At 36.0% G+C, this 21191-nt stretch carries 31 protein-coding genes; 28 read left to right on the top strand and 3 right to left on the bottom strand.

What is annotated here, in order from left to right:
* Positions 1 to 410: 410 nt before the first annotated feature.
* The 3 genes from ACRDEC_RS15205 to ACRDEC_RS15195 form a co-directional block, all read right to left on the bottom strand.
* Positions 411 to 1676, bottom strand: coding sequence for a PIN domain-containing protein (locus tag ACRDEC_RS15205; protein ID WP_431499218.1), 1266 nt, complete (start codon positions 1674 to 1676; stop codon positions 411 to 413).
* Positions 1677 to 1838: 162 nt separating this feature from the next.
* Positions 1839 to 2360 carry a hypothetical protein gene (locus ACRDEC_RS15200; protein WP_431499217.1) on the bottom strand — a complete coding sequence of 174 codons (522 nt, stop codon included), beginning with the start codon at positions 2358 to 2360 and terminating at the stop codon, positions 1839 to 1841.
* 207 nt (positions 2361 to 2567) lie between these two features.
* Positions 2568 to 3080 (bottom strand): hypothetical protein, encoded by a 513-nt coding sequence (locus tag ACRDEC_RS15195; protein WP_431499216.1) that lies wholly within the window; start codon positions 3078 to 3080, stop codon positions 2568 to 2570.
* A 387-nt stretch (positions 3081 to 3467) separates the two neighbouring features.
* On the opposite strand from ACRDEC_RS15195, the gene ACRDEC_RS15190 reads away from it, so the two are divergent.
* The 28 genes from ACRDEC_RS15190 (at position 3468) to ACRDEC_RS15055 (ending at position 21088) form a co-directional block, all read left to right on the top strand.
* Positions 3468 to 4697, top strand: coding sequence for a tyrosine-type recombinase/integrase (locus ACRDEC_RS15190; protein ID WP_431499215.1), 1230 nt, complete (start codon positions 3468 to 3470; stop codon positions 4695 to 4697).
* A 303-nt stretch (positions 4698 to 5000) separates the two neighbouring features.
* Positions 5001 to 5900, top strand: a complete 900-nt coding sequence (locus ACRDEC_RS15185; RefSeq protein ID WP_431499214.1) for a hypothetical protein — start codon at positions 5001 to 5003, stop codon at positions 5898 to 5900.
* 415 nt (positions 5901 to 6315) lie between these two features.
* Complete coding sequence (locus ACRDEC_RS15180; protein ID WP_431499213.1) at positions 6316 to 6597, top strand: helix-turn-helix domain-containing protein; 282 nt, start codon at positions 6316 to 6318, stop codon at positions 6595 to 6597.
* A 114-nt stretch (positions 6598 to 6711) separates the two neighbouring features.
* The gene (locus tag ACRDEC_RS15175; RefSeq protein WP_431499212.1) at positions 6712 to 8469 is read left to right on the top strand and encodes a hypothetical protein; all 1758 of its coding nucleotides are present in this window, start codon (positions 6712 to 6714) and stop codon (positions 8467 to 8469) included.
* 12 nt (positions 8470 to 8481) lie between these two features.
* Complete coding sequence (locus tag ACRDEC_RS15170; RefSeq protein WP_431499211.1) at positions 8482 to 8706, top strand: hypothetical protein; 225 nt, start codon at positions 8482 to 8484, stop codon at positions 8704 to 8706.
* 1 nt (position 8707) lies between these two features.
* Positions 8708 to 9049 (top strand): hypothetical protein, encoded by a 342-nt coding sequence (locus ACRDEC_RS15165; protein WP_431499210.1) that lies wholly within the window; start codon positions 8708 to 8710, stop codon positions 9047 to 9049.
* Between the two features lie 10 nt (positions 9050 to 9059).
* Positions 9060 to 9323 (top strand): hypothetical protein, encoded by a 264-nt coding sequence (locus ACRDEC_RS15160; protein WP_431499209.1) that lies wholly within the window; start codon positions 9060 to 9062, stop codon positions 9321 to 9323.
* A 19-nt stretch (positions 9324 to 9342) separates the two neighbouring features.
* Complete coding sequence (locus ACRDEC_RS15155) at positions 9343 to 9540, top strand: hypothetical protein (protein WP_431499208.1); 198 nt, start codon at positions 9343 to 9345, stop codon at positions 9538 to 9540.
* 21 nt (positions 9541 to 9561) lie between these two features.
* Positions 9562 to 9804, top strand: coding sequence for a hypothetical protein (locus ACRDEC_RS15150; protein WP_431499207.1), 243 nt, complete (start codon positions 9562 to 9564; stop codon positions 9802 to 9804).
* 150 nt (positions 9805 to 9954) lie between these two features.
* Positions 9955 to 10653: a transglutaminase-like domain-containing protein gene (locus ACRDEC_RS15145; protein WP_431499206.1), complete on the top strand. Its 699-nt coding sequence runs from the start codon at positions 9955 to 9957 to the stop codon at positions 10651 to 10653.
* A gap of 12 nt (positions 10654 to 10665) precedes the next feature.
* Positions 10666 to 10902, top strand: a complete 237-nt coding sequence (locus ACRDEC_RS15140) for a hypothetical protein (protein WP_431499205.1) — start codon at positions 10666 to 10668, stop codon at positions 10900 to 10902.
* 4 nt (positions 10903 to 10906) lie between these two features.
* On the top strand, positions 10907 to 11620 hold the full coding sequence (locus ACRDEC_RS15135; RefSeq protein ID WP_431499204.1) for a hypothetical protein: 714 nt from the start codon (positions 10907 to 10909) through the stop codon (positions 11618 to 11620).
* An 11-nt stretch (positions 11621 to 11631) separates the two neighbouring features.
* Positions 11632 to 12267, top strand: a complete 636-nt coding sequence (locus ACRDEC_RS15130) for a hypothetical protein (RefSeq protein ID WP_431499203.1) — start codon at positions 11632 to 11634, stop codon at positions 12265 to 12267.
* Between the two features lie 38 nt (positions 12268 to 12305).
* Entirely contained in the window at positions 12306 to 12872 is a 567-nt protein-coding gene (locus ACRDEC_RS15125; RefSeq protein WP_431499202.1) for a hypothetical protein, read from the top strand.
* Between the two features lie 72 nt (positions 12873 to 12944).
* Entirely contained in the window at positions 12945 to 13319 is a 375-nt protein-coding gene (locus ACRDEC_RS15120; protein WP_431499201.1) for a hypothetical protein, read from the top strand.
* 2 nt (positions 13320 to 13321) lie between these two features.
* Positions 13322 to 13618, top strand: coding sequence for a hypothetical protein (locus ACRDEC_RS15115; protein ID WP_431499200.1), 297 nt, complete (start codon positions 13322 to 13324; stop codon positions 13616 to 13618).
* 1 nt (position 13619) lies between these two features.
* Complete coding sequence (locus tag ACRDEC_RS15110; protein WP_431499199.1) at positions 13620 to 14432, top strand: hypothetical protein; 813 nt, start codon at positions 13620 to 13622, stop codon at positions 14430 to 14432.
* Position 14433: 1 nt separating this feature from the next.
* On the top strand, positions 14434 to 14628 hold the full coding sequence (locus ACRDEC_RS15105) for a hypothetical protein (protein WP_431499198.1): 195 nt from the start codon (positions 14434 to 14436) through the stop codon (positions 14626 to 14628).
* A gap of 207 nt (positions 14629 to 14835) precedes the next feature.
* Complete coding sequence (locus ACRDEC_RS15100) at positions 14836 to 15339, top strand: hypothetical protein (RefSeq protein ID WP_431499197.1); 504 nt, start codon at positions 14836 to 14838, stop codon at positions 15337 to 15339.
* 2 nt (positions 15340 to 15341) lie between these two features.
* Complete coding sequence (locus ACRDEC_RS15095; RefSeq protein WP_431499196.1) at positions 15342 to 15764, top strand: hypothetical protein; 423 nt, start codon at positions 15342 to 15344, stop codon at positions 15762 to 15764.
* Between the two features lie 2 nt (positions 15765 to 15766).
* Positions 15767 to 16477 carry a peptidoglycan-binding domain-containing protein gene (locus tag ACRDEC_RS15090; protein WP_431499195.1) on the top strand — a complete coding sequence of 237 codons (711 nt, stop codon included), beginning with the start codon at positions 15767 to 15769 and terminating at the stop codon, positions 16475 to 16477.
* A complete protein-coding gene (locus ACRDEC_RS15085; RefSeq protein WP_431499194.1) occupies positions 16477 to 16620 on the top strand; it encodes a hypothetical protein in 144 nt (47 codons plus the stop codon). The genes ACRDEC_RS15090 and ACRDEC_RS15085 overlap by 1 nt, the downstream gene beginning before the upstream one ends.
* Complete coding sequence (locus ACRDEC_RS15080) at positions 16620 to 17333, top strand: glycoside hydrolase family 19 protein (RefSeq protein WP_431499193.1); 714 nt, start codon at positions 16620 to 16622, stop codon at positions 17331 to 17333. Before ACRDEC_RS15085 ends, ACRDEC_RS15080 begins: the two co-directional genes overlap by 1 nt.
* A gap of 4 nt (positions 17334 to 17337) precedes the next feature.
* Positions 17338 to 17637: a hypothetical protein gene (locus ACRDEC_RS15075; protein ID WP_431499192.1), complete on the top strand. Its 300-nt coding sequence runs from the start codon at positions 17338 to 17340 to the stop codon at positions 17635 to 17637.
* 111 nt (positions 17638 to 17748) lie between these two features.
* Positions 17749 to 18291, top strand: coding sequence for a hypothetical protein (locus tag ACRDEC_RS15070; RefSeq protein WP_431499191.1), 543 nt, complete (start codon positions 17749 to 17751; stop codon positions 18289 to 18291).
* The gene (locus ACRDEC_RS15065) at positions 18282 to 18752 is read left to right on the top strand and encodes a hypothetical protein (RefSeq protein ID WP_431499190.1); all 471 of its coding nucleotides are present in this window, start codon (positions 18282 to 18284) and stop codon (positions 18750 to 18752) included. Before ACRDEC_RS15070 ends, ACRDEC_RS15065 begins: the two co-directional genes overlap by 10 nt.
* A gap of 1 nt (position 18753) precedes the next feature.
* Positions 18754 to 20907, top strand: coding sequence for an ArdC family protein (locus ACRDEC_RS15060; RefSeq protein WP_431499189.1), 2154 nt, complete (start codon positions 18754 to 18756; stop codon positions 20905 to 20907).
* A 16-nt stretch (positions 20908 to 20923) separates the two neighbouring features.
* On the top strand, positions 20924 to 21088 hold the full coding sequence (locus tag ACRDEC_RS15055) for a hypothetical protein (RefSeq protein WP_431499188.1): 165 nt from the start codon (positions 20924 to 20926) through the stop codon (positions 21086 to 21088).
* Positions 21089 to 21191 lie beyond the last annotated feature (103 nt).

The raw sequence follows: 21191 nt of genomic DNA, 5'->3' as shown, positions 1-21191 counted from the left end.
TTCAAAGGGCCGGCAGAGGACTAATGCGCGATATAAGTATTGAGCTTAGCGGATTTATTAGTTCACCTCTGCTTTCCTTTGAATAAATTTAGTTTTTTATCAAATACAAAGTAAAGGCGGATTTGCATTAAATAACTTAACTATTCCTGTGTTTTATAAACTGATTGATTTGAAAAATGAAATGGTGTTTTAAAATTTTCCTTTGTATTTGATAAAAAACTAAATTTATTCAAAGGAAAGCAGAGGTGAACTATTAAAATAACACTTTATGTTTTGTTTGAAGTGTCTTTTTTGTGTTTTTACCCCAATGTAGAATACAGAAGTGCAATGCCTAAATTTATTTAAAAAACATCATTTTTTATTTGTTTTTAAGCACAGTTCTTTGTTAGGCAACGTAACTTTTTGGACTATTATCTCATCAATTCGAGTGAGGCATATTTATTTGAGAATTCTTTACACAAAGCTGTTAATTGTATGGATTCAGCGTATGTACTTCTCTTTTGTCTATGTGCTTGGTAAACAATTTCATTATTTAAAAACTTCATCTGATCGAACATCTTACTAAAAAGGAAAAAATAATCAAAATAAATATTCCAATCTTCCGTTCCAAAATATTCAACACGATAATTTTTGTCAAAAATATCTATTTGTTCATTGATGTTTTGGTCAATATAAACGTCATCATATTCATCTTCAATGTCAATGAGGTAAGTGTTTATATATTTATCAATTTCTTTTAAAGCTTTAAAAGTATTATTCCCACTTGGTTTTTTCAGGGAATTAGGGAGTTCAAATATATCCTCAAACTCTTTAAATACCTCAAATATATTTATCTCGAGACCTTGGAAATCTAAAAAAGTTTTAAAATTCATAGACATAAAATCGTAACCTCCAGTAAATCTGTAATATTCATCCACAAGTTCAAATTTTGTAGAAATTGATTTTTGATTTCCTTTTAGTAACCAGTCATTTTTTTCATCATTAGATACAAAAATAATGTCCTTTTTCTTTTTCTTTCCAAGTTCCAAAATACTCTTCCAAATTAGAAAGTCTCCGATTGCATTATTGTCTTTAGATTTATCTTTATTCCCTGGAGGAATATCATCTTCTATACGATTTTCATATTCTTTAATAAGCTCTTCTTCTGAACCTGCAGGTGAAATGATTATTTTTTCGGTAAAAGTGTTTTGATACATCGTTGTAACTGGATCCGACCAATTCCAGTCGATTATGCCAGATTTTAAATCTTCTAGATCCTTTTTGTATTCTTTTATTTGTTTCAAAACTTCCTCTTTAGTTTTCTTTAGTTTTTTATAGGCATCTAGCCCTTCCAAAATAGGATAGTCAAATGATTTGATTGGTGGTAATGTTGATAATTGATTATCTATGGTGGAAAAGAGTTCGGAAATTCGGAAAGAGCGGTTTTTTGCAAATTCTTTTAATGAATGTTCTGGGATATATAGCTTATTGGAAGATATAAGATTTTGATATATTTTTCCAATTTCTTCAATGTTTTCTTTTCCCGTATTGAAAGGTATTAATAATGAATTTGTGTCCAATACAAATATGGCATTTTTTAAAATATCCGTTACACCTTTTCCTTTTCTTTGAAGAATTGATTTTGAATCAGGAAAATGCCTATTGTAAATAAAGTGATTTTTGGTGTCTTTGCTCATGTTCTGAAGTTATGTTGCCTAACGTTTCGCGGCTACAAGAAGTGGCGAACTTCGGAACGCTATATTTTCCATTAAGATAATATTTCTTGCGAAAGAAAAACGTGAATTTTGAACAAAATTCGCAATTGCGAGAAACGGCTGTTATGAGCTGTTTTTTCTACTTCATAATCCATAACTTTCATTCACGCAATCTATTCCATTTAGATTGTCAATAGGAATTATTCTTCCGTTTTTCGAATTTGCTTTCCAAGCCTTTACAATTTTATTCAAGTATTCTGCGTCATTATTTTTGTCTTTTACAACTGCAATAATTTCACTATTATTTATACCATTTACTCGACAAGTACAAAGTGAAATAATTTCATCTTCTTTCAGATTGCTAATCATAATTGTGTCCAATATTTTGTTTGATATATCTTTGCTTTTTCCGCGTATTTTCTCTTCCAGTATTAGAACGTATTTTCCTTTTTTGAAAAATTGAGATATTCCAAATTTATATTGATTGGATTTCTTCCCTTCGTAATCAATCATAGATTCAGCTTGAAACTCAAAATTTTTCAATTCGGGAATTTCATTAATTTCTGTATAAATTTTTCCCTTCAGTGAATTCTGTTCTTCTTTAACCTCATTTTTGCAACTAAAAATAAATATTGCAAAAAATAATAGTGTAATTGTTTTCTTCATACTTTCTGCGTCGTCCGGTAAAATAGCTCATAACGTCCCGCCGGCTTTCTGTCAGTGGCGGTTTTTTATTACTGACGCTTACAAATATACCGAAAAGTATTTAAGAAAAAACTTCTTTTTAAAGAAGAAATGCAAACACTAACCATTCCAAAAAATCCCCAAACCCGCCATTGCAGAAAACCGCTGTTAGCAGTTGTATTTCTTTTTTTAGACTGAAGGAATATGGTTTCTTCTAAATTCTTCTGCGGGTCTTTTAAACTTCAGAATTTTATGAATCTTATCATTAGATTTAGAATCCTCCAAGCTTCCAAAACTCAAAATATTGTTCTTCATATATGAAAAATAATTTTTTTGGTGGATGTCACTGTATAAGATTAAGTATGCAGATTTATCAAAAGGGTTTAATTCGATTTCTGTAGAATCTCCAAATAAACTATAACCAATTTCATTTTTATTCCAAGTTCTATTTTCAAAATCTGGCTCGCTCAGTATTCTAATATTAATTGCAGGACCGCTTCCTACATTTTTTATATAGTAATTACAATCATCTTTTTGTTCTATTGAAACTAAAGGAACTTGGCGTAAAAAATCGATTTTATCTTTTGATTTATTATAGTCGTAAACAAGTTTAGTAAAGTATATAAAAACACATAAGTTTACGAAAGTTAAGCTTAGATTTAAGATATCAATTGTTGTAGATTCCACTGTTGAAGGTTCCATCTGCGTTTAGTTTTTTAAATATAACTGGTAACGTCCCGGGGCTTGCAGAAGTTGCGAGCTTCGTGAAGTTATATTTTCCACTAAGATAAAATTTCTTGCGAAAGAAAGATGTGAATTTTGCAGATTTCTCGCAATTTCTGCAAACCGCTGTTAGCCATATTATAATATTGTATGTTTCGCTTTGCGCTTAAAGTACTGTGTTTATTGGTATTTTAAATTTAATCGGTTCAAACAAGCGCAAAAAAAAGCAAATAAATGTTTGTTTTGTTGTACCAAATGTTGTACTTTCGTTTCAGGTTGCACTCAAATGAAACGCTATATTTTAAAGGCTTTCACTGTTTTGCACCCATTTGTAAATATAGTAAAACTTTTTAATTTTCGCAATTTATGGCTTCCATTAAGCTAATTTTAAGAACACATCAGCAAGACCAAACAGGACATTGCCCGTTATATATAAGAGTAATAAAAGACAGAAAAGCCAAATTTATTTCGGTTGGCGTGAAACTTAAAGAAAGCGAATGGGACGAAGCCAAACAGCGTGTAAAAAAGAATCATCCTAATAGCGCGAGAATGAACGCTTCCATTGCTCAAAAGATTGCAGATGCCGAGGGGCAGGTTGCCGATTTGGAACGAAAGGTAAAAACTGTTTCGGTTAAAAAACTCAAAGATGCCATTAAAGGAAAGGAAGTCCCAAACTTTTTTGACTATGCTTATAAGCGTTGCGAAAAAATCAAAGGAAGTGTTTCTGTGGGGACGTATAAAAACTATGTTCTTTATCTTAAAAAGTTTGAAAACTGGGTAGGGACAAAAGATGTCTTTTTTGACGATATTACCGTTTCCCTTTTAACAGATTATATGGCGTATATGAGTAATGAATTAGGAAATGGAAATACAACACAGCGTTACTCGATAATGATTTTAGCCATTATGTTCAAAGAAGCCATTAAAGAGGATATTATCCCCGAATATATGTACCCTTTTAGTAAGCTTACTTTAAAAAAGAATACTGGCACACGAACATTTCTAAAAAAAGAACAAATTACCGCTCTTGTGGATTTTCCAGTAAAGGAGGGTTCTCTTATGGAACTGGCAAAAGATATGTTTATCTTTTCAATTTATGCAGGAGGTCTCAGATTTGGCGATGTTATGGAGTTACAGTTTAAACATTTTTTACAAGCCGATTCCAAGATTAAAAAGACAATAAATAAAACCATCAGCAGAACCAAAGCAGAGCATCAATTCAAAATAGGAAAAGTAGCTTTGGATATTATAGAAAAATACAGAAAGGAAAATGCCAAGGAAACAGATTTCATTTTCCCGATTATCAAACATAAAGAACAATATTTGAAAGATAGAGAATACCGCCAAAAGATAAAAGAGAATGCCACAGGGTCGATGAACTTTCAGTTAAATAATATTGGTAAAAAACTGGATTTACCTTTTAGTTTATCTTTCCATTTGAGCCGTCACACTTTTGCCACCAATGCCTTGAACAACGGTATGCGTATCGAACACGTTTCCAAACTTATGGGACATCAAGACATTAGAACCACACAGATATACGCTAAAATATTGGGAGAGGAACTCGATAAGGCGGTTGATGATTTTATTTATTAAATCACAAAAAAATGAGAATACTAAAATATTGTAAATCACGTTATTAAAAAATAAGCAAAGTAGTAGTTAAAATCGTGCTAATTTTTTAATAAAAAATTATGAAATCCTTTTGAAAAAAAGGATTTTTTTTCCTCTACTTTAGCCCCAAGAAAGAAGTTCTTTTAAAATATTATTCCAAAGAAAAGTCAGTATTGACAATTGTTAACATAGCTTTTTAAAAATCAATTAGGTACGGAATAGATTTAAAATTACCATTTCAAAGAGTATGCAAAATCATAACCTAAATTGTAGCATTAAAATTCTATGGAGCAAAATTTTCAAACTGCCTCGTTTCTCGAAATGGTGGTGACGCATTCTGCAAAAAATTCCAATCACGATTTTGACATTATTCTCGATAAAAAAGTTACCGTACATGATTATTGTACCGCACTCATTAATAAGGTTTTTGAACTACATCAATCCGATTATCCCATTTTTCTAAATTACCAAACCAGTTTGGTTAAAGAACCGATTGTATGGTTAAATAGGTTTGAGGAATTGATTTCCAATAATGAAGACTTATTTACAAATAAAAGAGCCTTGTGTCGTTATAACAAACTATTCAATTTGATAGAATCCAAACGAAAAGAAGTACAATTTTCGAGTGTAAAAGATGACAAGCAGACCATTGCTAAAAGATTTATCAATGCGGAGAGTGAGGACAGGCATTTTTCATTTTGCGAAGTCAAAAAGCAAATAGATAGTCTCGATGATGATAACGAAAAGATATTACTATTAACCAAAGAAAAGCACGAGTACAGACAAGCCAATATTGAATTTATCAATCAGAAATTACCTTTGTTTGATGTGCAATGCAGTAAAGAAATTAAACAGATTTACGAACTACAAAGTATTAAAAGTAGCATTGAGAAATTTAGACCAACAACTGCAAGCAATTTTACACCACCTACAAAATTGCAATTCAATTGCAATGTCAATCAATTTGTGGATATATTCTATCAAATGTCCCGTGAGATAATGGTTGAGGGTAAGCCAATGGTTGAGGGCAATATCAATGATATTGCGGAAATGATAGTAAATACATTTATAGATAAAGAGGGTAAGGAATTAAGCCCGCTTAGTGTTAAAACTATCCTACAACCCTCAAGGGAAGACAAACGCCCCAACACCAATAAAAGAATAGATATAAGCAAACTTTTATAGCCAAACACAAAAAGTCCACAAATTCTCTGTGGACTTTTTTATTTCCTCTCCTTTTAGCTTCTTTAAAACCTCTGTAAACGCTTGTGAAATAAGGAATTTATAAAAACGAAAAAGGTCTTTTTAAAACAAAAAGACCTTAAAAGACTTTTTTAAAATTGTCCCTTTTTTAGCTTAAAAATGATAAGAAATTGCCATTTTTAGGGTTGATTTTACCCAATTCTGCACCAAATCAAAAAGGTCTTTTTACTTCAGACTTTGACACCCCGTTTTTGAAAGAGTGAAAATACGCCAACCCCTTTAAAATATAGACTTCCCAAAGTACGTAAAATAAACTTGGTCTTCAAAGACCAAGAAAAGACTAAAAGACTTTTTCATACACCGCACATTTGCTTTAGAATTTTTAAAACGCAAAAATATGGAGGTGTTTATTTTGTCCAAAGCGCAATTTGCCGAATTGACTTCAAGGCTCGATACATTGCAAAACCTACTCAATACCACGGAATCAAAAGGCTCTAAAAAATCCTTTATGGATAATGAGGAATTTTTACAACTTATGGGTGTTTCCAAGCGTACCGCTCAATCTTGGCGGGACGAGGGTATAATCTCATTTAGCCAAGTAGGAAACAAAATCTATTACAAAATGTCGGACGTTGATAAACTACTGGCAGAACACTACAAAAAATCTTTCAAGAGATAAACCATTGCAATGCCATTGCAATTCTCCAATAACAATACATAGACAGCAATTTGCTGAATTCCCTTGACGCACAGGCGCATCATAGCGCCTTGCTGAAAGGTTAAAATATCTACTATGAGAGCCAGTTCACAACAAAAAATAGACGATAGAGTTTTCTCCCTTGCCTCAAATCTCTTTGGTTTTGGCAATACAGAAGCTAAAAAACAAATGGAACAAACCATTGCAATGCCATTGCAATTGGATAACCGAATCATTGCGGTTTATCCCGCTATCATCGAAGAAGCCTTTGCAACCACTATGGACAATTACCGCAAGTATATTGCTTCCTACAATTTTAAAACACAGGCAGAAAACGAGCTTATCCAAAAGCACAATACTTCAGTTGCGCAATTTTGCGAAGAAAACATCTTAACTGAAGTTCAAAAAGGATTTAAAAATGTCTTTCTGCTAAAAAATAAATCACTCAAACCAAGAGCATACAATGAAGCTGTAACCGAGTTCTGTGAGTGTTACGGCATGATTGTAGAGAAAAAGAAAATTCAAAGCGTTAAATACGCTACGGAGATTGTTTTTCAAAACCTCTTGCACCTGTATAACTCGCAATTAATGAAACGTAACGAGAAATTCATTAAGGCAGGACTAACCACAAAACGCCCTATACAAGAATTTAAGATTAACTCTTTTTTGGTTACCGAATTAAAGCGAAAAGAGATTCAAAGTATTGCCATTTGTACTAAAACAGTACGCAATCACAGACAAAGATTAGAGGAAGCGGGCGTATTTACCGAGTATCATTTCTCTGGGCAAAACAGACCCGTAGAAGTGCATATCAACCCTGAAATTTTGGTGATTTTGGATATTTATACCTCAAAAGTGAAAAGCGTTGAAAACAAGCAACTTAAATGTGTTTTTTGGAATCTTTTACCTGATAACAATGAAAGTACAAGAACAATATTAAATGAATATCAAAAGAATGAGAATGTTGAAAACATTTCTCAAGATATAAGGAGTTCGGGCGAAGCCCTCACGCCTTCTCATTTGTTTTTTACAGGAACACATACCAGCAAAGAAAGAATTTCAAACCAAGGGGCGGGCGCGAAAACTGTTAAAGTTGAGAATACTTTATCCGAGAAACTGCAAAACCTGATTCTACACCCGCAGGAATTGGCGGTAAACCTTGCCAATGGGGAGTATCACAATTACAAGCCGATAGACATTCGCTATCTGTTCAAAGAAGCTTTTTCGGGAACACTGACCAATGATGAGTTCCGAGAACTGGCTTTGCAGGATTTCTTTAAATCCATATCCAAGATTTACAGACAATCGACACCCTTTGCAGGGAGTTGGAAAAAGGCAATCAACCTGTACTATCAAAACAAATGGATAGCCTTTACAGGCAACAGTTTCAATAAAAGCGTACTGGTGGATGAAATACAGCAAATGCGTTGGCGCATCGAGTGGGCAAGAAAATGGTTCATTAAAAACCAGTTCCCGCCACTCTTCCCATACGAGTATTTTGATATGACCCGTAAAACGTCAAAAGAAGTCGGATTTGAGTACACCAAAGGCAAATGGAACGAACATCTTTTATCCATTGCCAAATACGATGCTTTGAAGAAGAAACAGGCTTGCGATGCGGTAAGAAGAAAGGAATCGATTAACCACGCCAAGAAGTGTGAAACGGCACTTAACCGCTTTTTCAAAAATAAGGTAACCTACACGCAATTGTATGATTACGTGCAGAATAATCTACCGAGCGAGTATATAGAAAAACTGCCTGATTTGATACTCAAAAAATCATTGCAAGACAATCAGAAAACCATTGCAATAGGCGAAAATGAAGTAGTAAAGTATAGTTTGTTTGAATTTTAAAACCAAAGAAATATGCCAGTTTTTGACAAAGAAAAATCGAAAATTAAAATGGTCATACTAACCAAAAGTAAACGACAAAACACGGTTTGGTGGTCGCCCATTAATCAGAACAAGCGCAAGAGCGAACTGGTAATTAGAAGTATGCTCAAGCGATTTGAAAAGAGCAAGCTTATTGCCATTACCAACGTAGTACAATTTTATGAAAACAATCAATTAATCTCTCAATTCAAATACTAATATGAAAATAGCCTTAAAGAAAATCAAGATTGCAGACATTGAAATTATCCAATCGGAACTGCTGAAATTCATTAGAAACAAAGTAGATAATATCGCCCATTGCAAGGATTATGAAAAGTATTGCAATGATATTATCATCATTGACACCTTGCAGAATATGTTCTTTATTTTCAGAACAAAGATTGAAAGTAAAAAGCAGGTATCAAACATTACCCTTTCGCCCACGCAGGCGGTCATACTTCTTTTTTGTTGCCAATGGCAAAGAGAAGAAAGAACCGAGGTACAGCGAATTGCAATGCAAATGGTATCAGATGTATTGCACGAGAAGCTTGTCAATATTTAAAAGGCAGGCTATGGGAAAAAGACTTATAGCAGGGATGAAATCGCTTTATCCCACCAATGCGGTTATCAATAAAAACTTCATTATCAGGGTGCTTGAAAATCCGAAAACCAGTCCAGTTAAAAATACCAAACTCCGAACGGCAAATACCATTTCGGAACTTATCGGAGACGAGCAACTGAAAATGAAGCTGTTTAACAAGGTTTTAAACGGTCAAGCCGACAAATACACCTTTCTAATTAGAAACCGCCTGAAAATTGATTTTTGTTCAAAATAACTTTAAAAAAACTTCACAAATGAAACTCAAAAACCGCTTTAAAATACTGCTTTGCAATGCTTATGTAGTATTGCTCTGCATTGCAATTGTTATTGTCTTGCCATTGCAATTTGTTTTATTTCTTGTAAAGGGTAATAAAAACAAGTTGGTAAGACCTTTGGAAGACAGGGCTTTTAAAACGCTATTCTGTATTAACGATTTGAGAAAGAATATTTAACCTCTTTATGCCAGTTCTACAATGAGAGAAAAGAAACCGATGCCCAGTGCTGTCACTAAATCAGAATTGGTCAGTATGTATTTAAAAAACAAGATGAGTGAAGCCACTATCAAAAAAGGGGTAAACACCATAATCGAAGCCAAAATAAAAGAGGAAAAGAAATGCGAATACTCCATAGGGATGCACACCGTGCCTCCTGATATTTTAGAGGAATTCATCGCTATTTATGGCTTACCCGTAGGCTATTATTTAGATGATGATTGATTGCAATTCCATTGCCACACAATTGCAATTGCCTTTATAATTAATTGCAATTAAACCGAATCAATCGAAATCACCGCAAACCCCTGTCAATCGCCCTGACGGGGGTTTTTGATTATACACCTTTGTAAAAGAAAGTTAGAGCAATTGAAAATGACAAAGGATGAAATCAACTTAATTCTAAAGCGTAGGATAAAAAACGGGGACGAGTTTAACCATCTCATTGAGAAGCCAAAAAATCAAAAGGTAAAACTGGAGAAAGGCGATACGTTTTATTCGGTTTCCATGATGAAAGTTTGGGTTGAGAAGTTTTACAAACAGGTTGCCAAACTATCACAGATTTTGAAAGGTCAAACCGTAAAAGAGACGTGCGACAAGATCCATTACTTTTTGTACTACGACATCCAGTATCAGGCTGATGGAGTTACACAGAATTTAAGAAGCCCTGCAAACAGTTGGTTTAACCGTAGAGAGGGGATTGACTGTAAAAGCTATTCGATTTTCGCCAGTTCGGTTTTAATGAATTTAGGGATTAAACATTACATCAGGCAAATCAAACAGCCCAATTTTAATCCAAAACAGTACACCCATGTTTACGTGGTTGTGCCATTAGACCAAGAGAGCGGAAAATTAGATAGGGGTCATTGCATCATTGACGGGACGATTGCCAGTAACAAAGAGCCGAATTACACAGATAAAAAAGATGTTTTTATGAATCAGAAATTGCCACATATAGGGCTTAACTGTCCCTCTCCGAGAAAGGGATTAAAAGGGACATCGAGCAGAACAAAGAAGAAAACTACCACCACCAAAAAAAGCAGTAGTGCCAGTAGAAACAGATTTCCATTTTAAAAAAACAGAAGTATGATAATATTAGAAGAACACACAGGCTTGAATGCGGGATTGAACAAAAGTTTTTTTAAGAAACTGAATTTCAAAAACGTTGCGAAAATGGCATTTGCACCACATCTGCTTATTCCAAAAAACAAAAGAGGAATGCTTATCAAAGGAGCATTAGCACCCCACACTTTGATTAAAAAGAATCAAAGAAATCGATTAATCAAAGGAGTATTTGCACCCCACACACTTTTAAAAAGATAGGTATATGTTAATATTAGAAGAACACACAGGCTTAAATGCAGGCTTGAACAAAGGACTTAAAATAGGTAAAATGCTTAAAAAGAACGTGAGGTTAAGAAACGTATCTATCAAGAACGCTGTTAAAGTTGGTAAAAAGATAGTTCCGATTGCCTCTATGGCTATGAGCATTATTCCTGGAGGTGGTATAGTAAGCAAAGTGCTTGATAGCAAAGTCGGTAAAATACTAACCAAGGTTAAAAGCAGTAAAGCCATAAAATTTGCTACAAAATTAGGTAAGAGCAAAGTCGGCAAATTTGCGATAAACAATGTTGTGAAGCCAACAATTAAAAATGCCTTTGCAGGCAATCAGCCACAACCTGCGTACAATGAACCACAACAAATTGAAGCTTCCGAGCCAGTTGAAGTGATGCCAAATGCAACTCCCACACCAGCGCAATTAGAGACCATTGCAGAGGTAAAAGGAGTTTCGGCGGAATCCTTATCTACGAGCACACCAACTGGCGAGGCAGTTCCAAACGATGCGCAGATTGAAACACTTTCAAATATTAAAGACATTCCCGTGGAGAATTTGAAAGAAGAAGTAAAAGCACAAAGGGAAACTGCCCAAATCGAGAGTGGGACAATTCCAACGGATAAACCAAATTATACTATCCCAATTGTCATTGGTGCGGTAGCAGTTGGCGGAATCCTTTTAGCCACAAGTTCAAAAAGTAATTAATAAAGAGAAAAATGAAACAAGAGTTAATAACAATTAGTTCTGCCGTAGTAGTAGGCGCACTCTCACGAGGGCTTACAGGTACTATGACCGAAACATCTTCCAACACGGTAAAAGGTGTTGTTAATGGTGCGGTTGCTGTAGGTGCTGGATTTTTGGCAGTAAAGGTAAAAGGAAGTGATACCAAGAGTTCACTTTTAAGAGGTTCAGCAATTGGAGTTTCCATTGCTCACGGTTTGGAATTGGTTAAAAATGTTTTTTCATCTGAAAAAATTGCCTCCAAACTGAATCCTGAAACAGCGATGGGAAGATTCATGCAAAAGGCAGCAGGTCTTTCAGGAGCGGTAAACGGTCTAAACGGCTACATCGATGCTTACGGAAACTATCACGAAGACGGTTTGGGCGGTTACATTGATGCCAATGGCAACTATGTGGAAGATGGCTTAAACGGTTATGACGAGGACGGTTTAAATGGCTATTATGACGAGGCAGGCAACTATTACGAAGATGGTTTGGGCGGTTATATCGATGCCAACGGCAACTATGTGGAAGACGGCTTAAACGGATATGACGATGATGGTTTGGGTGCTTACGATGATGAAGACGGTTTAGGGGCTTACATCGACGAAAACGGAAATTACATACTGTAATACAAAATAAGAAGTAAAAATTTAATTCATAAAGAAAGATGGAAAATAGAAATCCGCAATTGCAAAGAGCAATTAAAGTTTTAGGGGCAAGACAACGCCAACATACACAGGCTGTCAGACCACAGCCGACAAAATTAGTCGATAAGACTTTTTACCTGAATTTAAGGGTTGACGGAATGAGTGGGATTAACCAACTCGTTGATGCTAACACCAAGAAAATAGTGGGTATTACCAATTTTGACGGTAACATTTTGAATTCGGGGCGTGATGTGGTCATTGATGCAATTCGCTTGCAATTTACCACAACGGGTGAAAAACTTGAAAGTGCCAATTGGCAAAGCAGGGACACGCTTCCCGCAGAATTGCAAAACGCTGATTTGAGACTGATTCAAACCAACGATATGCTGATTGATTTGCCATTAACGGACACCCAGTCTTTTAAAAATGAGGATTACCGTCCCATTGCGACCACTCCGCTTTTAAGAGCTAAAGAGGAGTTCAAATTGGAATTGGAATTTCCAAAAGGTGTTACTGTTCCTGCGGCTAAAATTGGAGGGGGAATGTTTCTCCGATTAGAGTTCAGGGTAACTGAAGCAAAAAAGTAACAATTTTTTTCTTGTAAACTATGAAAAGCCGTAGTCATTAGCGGGCTACGGCTTTTTTAATATCAAACAGTTATGCGACAAATTCAATACGTTGTAAAAGCAACAATCAAACCTGGAGAAAGTAACACTTCGGAAAACTTCAAACTGCCTATGGGATTTACCACGGGAGTAGCGGTGTACACCAATGGAATCGAGAAATCCGTAAACGCAATGCCGTCTATTGAAATGAAAGACGATAACAGTATTGCAATTGTTCCAATGGTTCATATTGACAACTGGAGACAGTCAAACGGTGGCGAATACGAAAAGAGTTTCAAACCGCTCAATTTCGATACGGGCAATAAAGATTACTCACTCATTTTCGCTTTGGAAGAACCTTTGGGAGGCGTCTTGCCTTTAAAATTTCACGTCGTGTTTTTATATAACAATAACGTCAAAAAAGTATAGTCATGTTTGTAGAATCTGCTTTTATAACAAGGGAGTTCAAAGAGGAGCAAATACCCATTTTAGAAATGGTTACCTGCCTGTCTGTTGTAAATACGGGTACTACTGTGGCTGTTATCAATGGAGTTTCGATATACCCCACGCAAAAACAGATTTTGATTGTGCCTGATGGTACTTTTTCAAGGGTACAATTAGAAGTTCAGTACTTGGACAGTAAGACTTCTGCCCCTGTCATTGTGAGAAAGGTTGCCTACTCGAAAGAACGAAACAAGATTTTACTTATCTACAAAAAACTAATTTAAAATGGAGCAATTAGATGATTTGATGGATAAACTGGGAAGCGATAAGTTTTGCGCTGTCACGGTTTACGACAGGGAATCTTCAAAACCGATTTACCGCAATATGACCCAAGAGCAAATTAAAAATGAGTTTGGGACAAGCGAAGAATTCTTTGAAAAGATTTACAACGACGGTTATACAAAACTAACCATACAAGAGAAGCGAAAAAATGGCGTAAATGCCTTTAAAGTTGAGGGAGAGCCTTTCGATGTAACTTTTGGAGAGAGCGGGCAGGCAAAGTCAAGAGAGAGCGAAGAATCCCCAAAGCAGACCACCAAAAAAAAGAAGAAAAAGAAAAAAGGCGGTGGGCTGATGGGCTTGGGAATAGCGGAGATTTTCGATTTGAAATTACAGGCGCACGACCGTTCGGAACTTGCCCGTAAGTTGGAAGAATCCGAAAAACTCAATAGAGAACTTCGAGCCAAAAACGACGAGCTGAACGAAGAAAAGTTGCAGAAGAAATACACCAAGGAAAGCAACGACAGTCTGAACAATATGCTTTTGGGTGTGGTTAAACAAGCCCCACTTATTTTAAAGGGATTGGGTTTTAATGTGCCTGTTGAAAGTGGCGGTTTGGCGATGGCTTCCGCTGATGATTTACAGGACGAGAGTTATTCAGATGTCAAAAAAACATTCTTGGATATTATCAAAACCCTTGACGATGATACCATAACGCTACTGTCGGTTATCTATCAGAAAATAAATGAAAAGGGCGAAAACAACGTCTTTTCACAAGAGTTATTCGGGCTATTACAAAAACATCAAATGTTAGTATAAAATGAGCGGATTTAGTATAAAAACAAAGGAAACGAACCCTTTTAAATTACAGAAAAAGGCAAAACTGGTTCAGGAATTAGCGGATTTGGACAACGAGGTTTTGGAAAAATTGGTAGAGCTGAAGAAATCCAAAAAAGCAATTGCAATGGTAACCGATACCCAGAGTTGGCAAACAATCAAAGAGTTCATAATGTAGGTAGTTGGAGTAGCCCGTTTGTATGCTCCATTTACAAGCGGGTGAAACAATGATAAAAGCACAGTTGTAAGCCGTTGCTCCAAGAGAAGAAAGTAAAGATGAAATTACTAAAGTAAGATGAACCAATTACTGGGACAACCCTTTAAGATGCTAAAAATGAAATTCGTAAAGTAAAAATGAAATTGGGAGCAATACTTACAGCCAAAAATGAAAATGAAAAAGCAAGGTTTACATAATCCCGCAGTTCTAACAGCAGTTGCCTCATCACCACAAGGTCAAAAGGCAATCGCAAACTCCCTTGAAAATGCCAATGCGGGAATAAATGCCACAGCCTCGATAGTGAAAGGTGTTTTGAAGACAGGTTTGTTTTTAGGGATTGGATATTTTGCTTACAGGAAGATTTTTAACGGTTTTTCTCCGCTCAAAGAGAACAAAAGAGATAAGCCGAGTAATATTTCAACGGGAATGGCAAAGAACAAAGCCGAAGCGATTTATAGTGCGATGTATGGTGTTGGAAACGGTTTTAAATCGGTAAAGCAAAATCTTATGGGGGTAAATCCTAACGGATTTGTGAGAATCCATAATGCTTTTGGAATGAGAAAAGGAATCAATCCCTTATCAAAGAAAATGACCTTGATTGAGTGGTTTTCCGACCAGTTCAGCCAAAACGAGTTAATGGAATTACGCTTTCTAATCCCCAACTTTTTTTAATTATGGACAGTTCAAAAATACTGCCTATTTCGGTAGGCGTGGCGGGATTGGGAATACTGTTTTTTGCCATTGCACAGGCAAAGAAAAGTAAAAACGCAACGGCGTATCAGGACGGTGGTTCTATGGAGGAAAGTATTAATGCCAAGGAAATTGCAACCACGCTTTACAATGCGATGAAAGAAGCCAATTTCACTAATACCGAAAAGCGCAAGACCATTTTAACCACGCTCACAGGGATAAGCCAAGCACAATTTTCATGGGTAGTCAAAGCCTTTGGAAGCAGGTATTACAATACCGTGACAGGCAACACGTATTTCGCCTTATGGCAAACTCCAGTAAAGCATCCACTTAAAGTTTGGTTAAAGGAAGAACTCAGTGATAGCGATTATCAATTATTAAAATCAAATTATCCAAAATACTTATAAAGATGACCACAGAAGATAAATTATGGATTGGTGGCGGTATCGCCCTTGCCGTGGGTGGTGGTATCTATTATTTTGTTCAAAAGAGCAAGAATGATAAAGAACTCCTGCAAGAACCCGAAGCCGATTTAAGCGAAGAAACGCTTCCCAATACCACTCCTGTACCAATAAGAACCCCACCACTTTCGACCGCTCCGATTGTCCCAGTTAAAACAGTTGCCGAACCGCCAGTTAGAAGTGCTGATACATTCAGATACAGCATAGGTCAACAGGTAATGGCTTCGGGATTTAACGGAACAAAAACCTATGATGCCCGAAAAATGGCTGACGGGAATTATACCAGTGAGGGGATTAGAAAAGCCACCTTTAAAAAAGGGGATAAAATAGGTACAATCATTTGGGTAGGAAGAAGACCTGACGGAACGTATCGCTATGTCGCCCAAAGAAACGGGGCTTTTATGGATGACATCTACTGGATTCCCGACCATAGCGTAATAAAGCCAGTCGGTAAGATACTACCAACGGTTCCCGCAACTGCCGAAGCTTCGGGAATTGATAAAACCAAACTGCTTCAAAAAGGAAGCAAAGGCATGGAAGTAAGAACCTTGCAGACCCTACTTAAAATCAAGGTGGACGGGGATTTTGGAAGAAATACAGAGAACGCCCTTTATACCCAAAAAGGCGTGAAACAAATCAGACTTAACAACTGGAAATAATGAACGCAAATACAGGGATATGGGTTGGTTTGGGAGTATTGGGAGTACTCATTATTGCCTCACTCGATAGCGGGGCAAGTACCAAAACGCCCCCCAAAGAAGAAGATAAGCCGAATGTTGAACCTAAAAAAGTACAATTGTAATGGATTTTTTATTATCAAATAGCACCCCTTTTTTGAATGTTTTTAAAAAGTATGCCATCAACACACCCAAAAGGATTGCGCATTTTTTGGCTCAGATTCACGAGGAAACAGGGGGCTTTATAAGACTTTCAGAAAACCTGAATTACACACCTGCGGGACTGATTGAAACTTTTGGGACAAATCAAATTTCCCAATCTCAGGCAAATCTTTACGGCAGAACCTCAAAACACAAAGCCAATCAGGAAGCTATCGCAAATATTGTTTATGGTGGAGTGTGGGGAAAGGTCAATTTAGGCAATACACAAGTGGGCGACGGTTGGCGTTTCAGAGGTCGTGGACTGATTCAATTAACAGGCAGGGCAAATTATCAGGCTTACAAGAATTATTCGGGAGTTGATGTGATTACCAATCCTGATTTGGCTTCCCGCCCAGATGTTGCCATTGATATTGCGGGTTGGTTTTGGAGTGTTAGGTACAATCTAAATCCCGTTGCCGATAGTAATAACATTACATCAATTACCAAGAAAATCAACGGAGCGCTTACCAATTTTTCCGAAAGAGTAAAACAGCTTAACTATTACACAAGCATTGACACTCTCGGGATATTAAAAAAAAAGCGAATCCGAGACCAGTTAAAAAAAAGGCTGATTATAGCTTCTACAACCCTTTTACTCGGATGCTCGATTTTGGTTTTAAAACTAAATAAACTCTAAAGATATGCTACCAATAGAAACCTTATTAAACTATTTTTTAGGTTCTACTACTTTGGTTTCCATATACATCGCTTGGAAATCAAGGAACTCGGAACTAAAAAAGACAGAAGCTTCAGCACTTGAAGCCATCGATTCCATTTATACCAAAATGTCAATTGTAACGGATAAGAAATTTGAGGAAATGCAAAGGATTATTGATGAAAACACTATCGAAATCCGAAACCTCAAAGAGAAATTGCAAGAGTATCAACAAAGATGTGCGGGTTGTTTGAATAACAAGGACAATGAAAAGAAAAGCCCTTAACAAAATTATCACAGCAGTTAGCGTGTATTACGGAATCGATTTGTTTCAGGTAATAGAGGCTTCGGAGTTACTACTCTTTACAATCAAAGTTCACTTTAAAAAATCAAAATTATGAGAAAGTCAATCCAATATTTTATCCTGTTTATCATTTGCTCTGTGGTGTTTACAGGTTGTTCTTCAGCTAAAAAAATCAAAGAAGAAAACACCCTACTTAAAAGCGAGATTCAGAAAAGGGACAGTATCAAAAGTACGGTCATTAATCAGGCAATCGATGATAAACTCATTACTCCGATTGCGCAGAGCAATACAGGGAACACAGTTTTTGACAGTTTGGTAAATGCCAAAGTAGATGAAATATTATTGAAGCTTAATACTTCCAAGAATTCAGGAGATAACAGCTATAAACTGATTTATGATAAGTTGAGAAAGCAACTCGAATTTTATTCCAAAATAGCCCAAACCCAAAATCAAAATACGGATGTCAAAAGTGAAAAAGCAAAGACAATTATCCAGGTTAAAAAGATTCCTGTTGTGGTGAAAAAACCACTCTCGAAATTGGAGAAAATTTTAATGGGATTTGGGATTTTGGCAATACTCTTTATCGGGTTTAAGATAGTCGGCTTTATCAGGAAAAAAACAAGCGTATGGGCATAAAAGCAAAACATATCGTAATCACAGGCGCAATCTTAGGAGCGGGCATATTGTGGTACAGAGGTAAGCTAAATAAGTGGAAAGAAACTATGAAAAAACTAAAAGCGTTGCCGACTGGGATTAGAAACTTCGACATCAATTTTAAGCGTATGCGCTTCAATTTAGATGTCACGCTTTACAATCCCACTAATGACAATTTTAGCCCTGATGGAATTATTGCGGTTGTGAAAAGAATTGTGCTGAAAGACAAAACAGCCAAAAGGATAGCCACTATAACGGTCAATAAAACCTTTATTTCCATCCCCGCCAAAGGCAAGTTTGTATTAAAGGATTTGATTGTAGAAATTCCAATACTGGAAAACCTTTCTAACTGGCAAAGCCTATCGCAGATAACAAGTGTAAAAGACATTCAAACCGAAACAATTTTGGGTGTGTTGGGTAAAGAATATTCAATAATCAAGTAGTATGGATTTAGTAACAGCCTTTAACAGTCTTAACGGTACAACCGTAAGCCGAACTGCTCTTAAAAGTCTTTTGGTAAAAGCTAAAAAGCAAAAACATACCGTCATAGTGAAGCGAATCGGCAAAGTGTTGGAGCAAAACAATGATAGGCTTTTCACTATTGAGATAAAGGATTTTGTAGAGCCAATGGGACTTACTGGTGCAGAGCAACGAATCATTTTGCCCTCTTTGGAATACATTTCTGAAGAAGATACTGAAGGAGGTTTAAACGGTGTTTCTCCTGATGATATTTACAGCTACATCACGGATTTGATTATCAATACTATTGAGAAAGTAGGGCATTTGCCTTGGCAAAAAGATTGGGTCGGTTCGGGAGCTGATGGCGCAGCCAAAAACTATGTGAGCAAAAAGGAATACACGGGTGCAAACTTCATACTGAATTTTGATATAAAGTTTGATAAGGAAGGCAAAGGTTATTTAGTGCCGATAAAGTTTATACAGCCTTATTACCTTACGTTCAATCAGATTAAAGAAACAGGAGCATCTTTAAAGAAAGACAGTAAGGCAAGACGTGTGATTTATTACACAATGATTTTTAGTTTCGATAATGGCACTTTGAAATTCAAGACTACCGATAAGGCAAAATTTGACGAGTTTGTAAAATCCCATGGGCTTACCAAAGAAGATTTAAAAGAGCATCTTACCAAGATTCCAGTAATTAAATATTACAATGTTTTCAGGGCTGACGATTGTACAGGCTTAAAATTCCCTGAACCAACAGGCAATAAAAATGTCAATCCGATTGAGCAGGCACAAAACCTTATTGACGGATATAAAAACCCGCCTACTTACACTTTTGTTGGAGATAAGGCATTTTATCAGCCTGCAAACGATTCTTTGAATATGCCAAAAATAAGTGCTTTTAAAAACGAGGCTTCATATTATTGTACTTATTTCCACGAACTAACACACAGCACAGGAGCAAAGAAAAGATTAGGTAGGGATTTTTCGGGGAAGTTCGGCAGTAAGGCTTATGCTTATGAAGAACTCATTGCGGAACTCGGAGCGGTTTTTTTGTGTTCCGAAGCAGGGATTCTATTTCAAACCAAAGACAATTCGGCAAAATACCTGAAAAGTTGGAATAAGGTTTTAGTTACTGAATTGGAAAATGACAATCGATTTTTCCTGAAAGCTTCAGCACAATCCCAAAAGGCAGTAAATCATATTTTAGGTAGAAATACAGAAAAGGAATCAGTAGAAATACCTAATACACCAGTCAAGAAAGTAGCAGTTAAAAAGCCTGGAAAGAAAAGAGTAACAAGTAAAGCGAAATCAAGCAAAAAACTTGGTCTTTCTGCATCGTTAGGGATAAAAGTTGAAGTAAGTAAAAATACCCAAGCAAGGAAAAAAAGAGTTGTGCCGGTTGTTGCAAAAAAGCCTATTGGTTTGGATCATAATAAAAGTTTAAACGAACTGGAAAAATTAGGTTTCATTTCTGCGGATTCTGCTCCACAAGAGGCAAAAGATGTTTTTGTTTTGGGTGGAGAGATTGGAAAGTTTTTGCAAAAGCAACAACCTCACAAGGCACTTATCCTGATAAAAGGGAACAAGCACAGTTCAAAGTCACAACTGGCCATGCAAATAGCAAATGCTTTTGGAGAACAGCAAACACCTGTTGCCTATATCGATTATGAGCAAGGAGGAATTGAGAGTAAGGACACAGTAGATAGCATCAACCGAAATACTACCGAGAAAGGACGAAAATACATTGCCATTAAAGGTTACTTGGAAAATCCATTTGAGGAATTACAAGGATTCTGCAAGGTGGTCAAGGTTATCATTGCGGATTCGGTTACGGATTTGAAAATCACAGCCGACCAACTCAATTATTTGAGAACGACTTACCCAAAAATTATTTGGTGTTTTATTTCTCAAGTAAAAGAAAACGGGGCGATGTATGGCGGTAACAAAATGGCTCACAATCCCACTTCAGTAATTCATTGTTCCTCGCATCCTGACCCCAAAGAAAGGTTTGCAACATTGGAGAAAAACCGAGGTAATGACCTCACTCTAAAATACTCGATGTATTACAAAAAAGTAGTGAACGAACAGAAAAAGCAAAAGAATAAAAGCAAATTATCATTCACAGTAAATTAATTAAAAATCAGAAATCATGGTAGCAAAGAAAACAAAGACGAAAAAAAAGAAAAGTATTACTGCTAAAAAAATGTGCAGTAGAATAATCCAAAGGGAGGGCGTTAAAAAAGACGGAACACTTAAAAAGGGGTATCGATATGCCAAAGGTGGGAGAATCGTTAAGGCAAAAACAAAGAAATAGTTTTTGATTAATTATTGAGAGAAGGTTGTATGAAAAATTGTATTTTCGACAACCTTCTTTTTTGTATGTTTCATTTTACTTCTTGCCGCTTTTTTGTATGTTT

Source organism: Flavobacterium sp. (genome assembly GCF_050696275.1).
Taxonomy (GTDB): domain Bacteria; phylum Bacteroidota; class Bacteroidia; order Flavobacteriales; family Flavobacteriaceae; genus Flavobacterium.
Note: the sequence above shows the minus strand (reverse complement) of the source record. Positions and strands in the feature narration are given on the sequence as shown.